At 69.0% G+C, this 4,381-nt stretch carries 6 protein-coding genes; 3 read left to right on the top strand and 3 right to left on the bottom strand.

Translation table 11 applies throughout. The annotated features are described in order from the left end of the window. A partial coding sequence (locus tag SGR02S_RS18990) for a double zinc ribbon domain-containing protein (protein WP_174521679.1) occupies positions 1 to 759 on the bottom strand: 759 nt, incomplete at its 3' end. Between the two features lie 9 nt (positions 760 to 768). On the opposite strand from SGR02S_RS18990, the gene SGR02S_RS18985 reads away from it, so the two are divergent. Beyond that, positions 769 to 1,680: a malonyl-ACP O-methyltransferase BioC gene (locus tag SGR02S_RS18985; RefSeq protein ID WP_369691235.1), complete on the top strand. Its 912-nt coding sequence runs from the start codon at positions 769 to 771 to the stop codon at positions 1,678 to 1,680. Positions 1,681 to 1,871: 191 nt separating this feature from the next. Here the strand turns inward: SGR02S_RS18985 and SGR02S_RS18980 are convergent, their stop codons facing one another. Beyond that, entirely contained in the window at positions 1,872 to 2,264 is a 393-nt protein-coding gene (locus SGR02S_RS18980; protein WP_067113759.1) for a (deoxy)nucleoside triphosphate pyrophosphohydrolase, read from the bottom strand. A 103-nt stretch (positions 2,265 to 2,367) separates the two neighbouring features. Here SGR02S_RS18980 and SGR02S_RS18975 point away from each other — a divergent pair, with 103 nt between their 5' ends. Together SGR02S_RS18975 and SGR02S_RS18970 are read left to right on the top strand one after the other, a co-directional pair. After that, complete coding sequence (locus SGR02S_RS18975) at positions 2,368 to 2,547, top strand: Flp family type IVb pilin (protein ID WP_067113754.1); 180 nt, start codon at positions 2,368 to 2,370, stop codon at positions 2,545 to 2,547. 138 nt (positions 2,548 to 2,685) lie between these two features. Continuing rightward, positions 2,686 to 2,865, top strand: a complete 180-nt coding sequence (locus SGR02S_RS18970) for a Flp family type IVb pilin (protein WP_067113752.1) — start codon at positions 2,686 to 2,688, stop codon at positions 2,863 to 2,865. Between the two features lie 73 nt (positions 2,866 to 2,938). Here SGR02S_RS18970 and SGR02S_RS18965 read toward each other — a convergent pair whose 3' ends face one another. After that, a complete protein-coding gene (locus tag SGR02S_RS18965) occupies positions 2,939 to 4,372 on the bottom strand; it encodes a M48 family metalloprotease (protein WP_082797239.1) in 1,434 nt (477 codons plus the stop codon). Between the last annotated feature and the right edge of the window lie 9 nt (positions 4,373 to 4,381).

Below are 4,381 nucleotides of genomic sequence, written 5' to 3'. Positions count from 1 at the left end.
GGCCCGCCGCAGCGCCCGCGCCGCCGCGCGCAGCGTCGCGCCGCTCGCATGCACGTCGTCGATCAGAATCAGGTGCCGCCCGACGGCGCGCGTCCGTGCCGCGGGCGCCAGCGCGAAGGCACCGGCGACGATCCGCTCGCGCTCGCGCTTCGTCCTGCCGCGCAGCGACGCGGTGGCGCGCGTGCGGACGAGCAGGTGCGGATCGTGCGCGACACCGCTGTGCCGCGCCAGCGCGTCGGCGACGAGCGCCGCTTGGTTGAAGCCGCGCGACCACAGCCGCCAGCGGTGCAGCGGGATCGGGACGAGCAGCGGTTCGCCGTCCTCTTCCCCCACCGTCAGCGCCGCCAGCGGCCGCGCGAGGAACTGCGCCATCAGCCGCGCATGGCCGAGCCGGCGACCATATTTGAGCCGCAGCGCGACGGTGCGGGCGGCGGGGCCATAGGCGACGGCGGCGGGGGCGCCGTCGAAAGGCGGCGGGTCGGCAAGGCAGGCGCCGCATTCGAGCGGGATGCCCGCCGGCGCATCGGGCAACGGGATCGAGCAGCGCGAACAGGCAGGTCCGTCGAGGAAATCGAGCGACGACCAGCAGGAAAGGCAGAATTGCCGGTCGTCGCCGACGATCACCCCGCAGGCGGGGCAGCGCGGCGGCAGCGCATAATCGGCGACGCCGCGCGCCACGCTCCGCACCATCGTCAGCAGCGACCCATTCCAGCGCCGCGGCGCCGCATCCTGCCCCTCTTTCCCCACGCGCATCGCCATCTTGGGGTTGTGAAGCATCGGCCGGAGCGGCACAAGCGCGCCATGCCGTCCGCTCCCGCCCCCGCCTCATCCGCCCCGCTCTTTTCCCCCGCGCGCCATCGCGCCCAACGCGACCGGATGGTGCGCCTGCCGAAGGATGCCGATTTCCTCGCCCCGATCATCGCCGAGACGTTGCTCGACCGGCTGACCATGGTCACGCGCAGCTTTCCGCGCACGCTGCTGATCGGCGCGCACGACGGCGCGCTGATCGCGCATCTGCGCGGCACCGGGACCGCGCTGTCGATCCTCGAGGCCGGGCCGGCGCTCGCGGCGTCGGTGGGGATGGGGGCGGGCGCGCTGGTCGGGGAAGCCGATGCGGTCGACCTGCCCTTCGCGAGTTTCGACCTGATCCTGTGGCCCGGCGGGCTCGACGGCGTCAACGACGTGCCCGGCGCGCTCGTCCGCCTGCGCGCGCTGCTCGCGCCCGACGGGCTGCTGCTCGGCGCCTTCGTCGGCGACGGCAGCCTGCCGCGCCTGCGCCGCGCGGTGATGGCCGAGGGTGTCCGCCCCGTCGCGCGGATGCACCCGCAGATCGACCTGGCGGCGATGGGCAATCTGCTCCAGCGCACCGGCTTTGCGCTGCCCGTGGTCGATGTCGAGGCGCTGACCGTGCGCTATGGCGACGTCTTCGCCCTCGCCCGCGACCTGCGCGCCGCGGGGCTGGCGAGCCGCCTGTCCCCTGCTCCGCCGCCGCTGACCCGCGAGGAAACGGCGCGGATCGCGCTCGCCTTCGCCGCCGGCGCCGACCCCGACGGCCGTATCGCCGAGCAATTCCGGCTCGTTCATTTCAGCGGCTGGGCGCCGCACCCCGACCAGCCACAGCCGGCAAGACGCGGCAGCGGCTCCGCCTCGCTGACGGAGGCGCTGAAGCCGAAGCGATAATTGTCGAGCCGGGGCGGCTACCGGCGTAGCGCAAGCTTGCCGGCGGCCGCGGCTTTGCATTGACACATTTCGTCATTGCGAGCGGAGCGAAGCAATCCAGGGCGGTTTATGCCTACTCTGGATTGCCGCGCGGCTTCGCCGCTCGCAATGACGAGTCCGTCTGATGTCATCATCTCTAATGACACGCCGCTTTAAACAAGCGCTTCGAGCAGCCCGATCAGCGGGAGGTCGGCGGGCGGCATGTCGAGACCGTAAAGTTCGACCGGCCGCACCCAGCGCAGCGCGCTCGCATGCTGCGCCACCGGCGTTCCCCGCCATTTGCGGCAGACATAGAGCAGCAACAGCAGGTGCCGATTGCCGAGCGTATCGCTCGCGAAGCAGGCGGGGGCGAGGCAGGCGTGATCGACGTCGATCGCCAGTTCCTCGGCCAGTTCGCGGATCAGCGCCGCCTCGGGCGTCTCGCCGGGTTCGACCTTGCCGCCCGGAAATTCCCACAATCCCGCCATCGGCTTGCCGGTGGGGCGCTGCTGGACGAGAATCCGCCCGTCGCGGTCGACGAGCGCCGCCGCGACCACGAGAAGCATGTTTTGCGCGTCGCGGGGCGCGTCGGGGACAGTCAAATTCCTTAACCTTCCTGTGCAAAATTCGGCCGCTTCGGGACGTAACATTTGGGGCAGGGGCGGAACAATGGCCAAGTTTCTCGCGCTGCTGCGGTCGACCAGGGCCGCGACAGCCATCGAATATGGGTTGATCCTGGCGATGATCTTCATCGCCGCAGTGTCCGCCATGGGGGGCGTGGGAACGTCGACCGCCAATATGTGGAATCGCGTGTCGACGACCACCGACACGGCGACGAACAAGAATTGATCCGGCGGTTTCCAAGCCGAATCGCGCATATTCCGGCGTCCGGCATTAAACTTTTCAAAACCAATTGCCCGTAAATCCCGCAGATGTTGACACCGACCAGATCGTCAACGGGGTAAGTGACCTACCAGGAGACCAGACATGAAGTTTTTCAAGAAATTCGTTCGCGACACCAAGGCCGCGACTGCCATCGAATACGGCCTGATCGCGGCGCTGATCGCCGTTGCCGCCATCACCGCGCTGACCAACGTCGGCTCGAGCGTCAGCAATACGTTCGACAAGGTCGACGGCAAGCTGACCAACGCCAACAGCAAGGCGTAATCGGCCTCTTCCATCCGCTTCGCGGATGACAGAATCCAGGGAAAGGGCGGTGCATGCACCGCCCTTTTTCGTGTCAGCGGCTCGCGTAGGTGACGATCTTCACCTTCTGCCCCGGCGTCAGGCGACTGTTCGCCGCCAGCCGGTTGAGCACCTGAAAGCGCTCGGCGGCATAATCGCTGTACGCCATGCGCCGCGCCAGGCTGGCGACGCTGTCGCCGCTCCTCACCGTCACGACATCGACGCGGCGCGGCCGGATCGCCGCCGCCTCGCTGGTGCTGAGCCGGCGGAGGCTGGTGAACATCGAATTGAACACGCCGCTGCCGCCCGCCTTGGTCAGCGCGACGAAGTGGAAGGCGCTGGTCCGCGAAAATTCATAGGCGAAGACGGTGACGTCGACCTGCCCCGACTGGCTGTTGGCCCGGACGGTCGTGTAATAAGCGGGGATGCCGCCCACGGTCGTGCGCTGGATCGTGCCCGGCGTCAGATTGGCCTTGCCGCCGATTTCCTTGAGGACGGCGGCGATATAGGCGTTCATGTCGCCATTGTAGGCGCCGGTCGAGAATTGGGCCTGTCCGCCGTTGCCGCTGATCGACACCGCGCTCGTCCCGTTCTGCATGCCATAGCCGTTCGGAACCTCGAACCGCAGTTTCAGGTCGGGATGCAGAAATTCGCGCCCCTCGACGACGCCCTGCGCCGGATCGTCGCCGTAGAGCACGCCGTTAACCGATGCCAGGAAGGCGTCGGCGTTACGCACCCCGCCCGTACCCTGCCGCGCGGCGAGCGTCTGGGCGTTGCGGACGCGCGAGGCGGGGTCGGGGTGGGTGCTCGCCCATTCGGGAAGCGAGCGCGCGTCGCCGCCCGACAGGCGCGCTTCGAGGCTGGTCTGCGCGGCGAGGCTGGCGAGCATCGTCGACAGCGCGAGCGGGTCGTAGCCCGCGCTCTTCAGATATTGCACGCCGAGCTGGTCGGCCTCCAGTTCCTGGCTGCGCGAAAAGCCGAGCGTCGCCAGCTGCGCGACCTGCATCGCATTGTTCTGAAGCAGGCCGCCGAGACTGCCGAGTAGCCCGCCATTATCGCCGATCGCGCCGCCGAGCACAGTGGCGAGGACGCCGAGGACGGTGTTGCGCGTCGCCGCCGACTGGCGCTTCTTGCTGTGCCGCGCCGCGACATGGCCGACCTCGTGCCCCAGCACGCCCGCCAGTTCGGCCTCGTCGTTCATCAGCGCCATCAGCTGGCGGGTGACGTAGACATAGCCGCCGGGGATCGCGAAGGCGTTGTTCACCGGCGAGTTGAGCAGGGTCACCGTGAAATCGCTCGGGCTGCGCGACAGGCCCGACTGCACCGCGATATTCTGCCCGACGCGGTTCACATAGGCGGCCTGCGCGCCGGCATAGGCGCCGCCGAATTCGGCCATGAGCTGCGGATGCGCCTCGCTGCCCTGCTGGCGGTCGGCGGCGGAGATGCTGGTCGCGGTCCTGACCGCCTTGGCATCGGCGGGCGAGCCGATGCCGCTTCC

This window comes from Sphingopyxis granuli NBRC 100800 (assembly GCF_001591045.1).
Classification (GTDB): domain Bacteria; phylum Pseudomonadota; class Alphaproteobacteria; order Sphingomonadales; family Sphingomonadaceae; genus Sphingopyxis; species Sphingopyxis granuli.
This window is presented reverse-complemented; position numbering and strand designations above follow the sequence as displayed.

What these genes read in the sequence shown, in the direction of transcription:
- SGR02S_RS18975 (WP_067113754.1), top strand. Translation starts at nt 2,368, where the DNA reads ATGGCCAAGTTTCTCGCGCTGCTGCGGTCGACCAGGGCCGCGACAGCC.
- SGR02S_RS18980 (WP_067113759.1), bottom strand. Translation starts at nt 2,264, where the DNA reads ATGCTTCTCGTGGTCGCGGCGGCGCTCGTCGACCGCGACGGGCGGATT.
- SGR02S_RS18970 (WP_067113752.1), top strand. Translation starts at nt 2,686, where the DNA reads ATGAAGTTTTTCAAGAAATTCGTTCGCGACACCAAGGCCGCGACTGCC.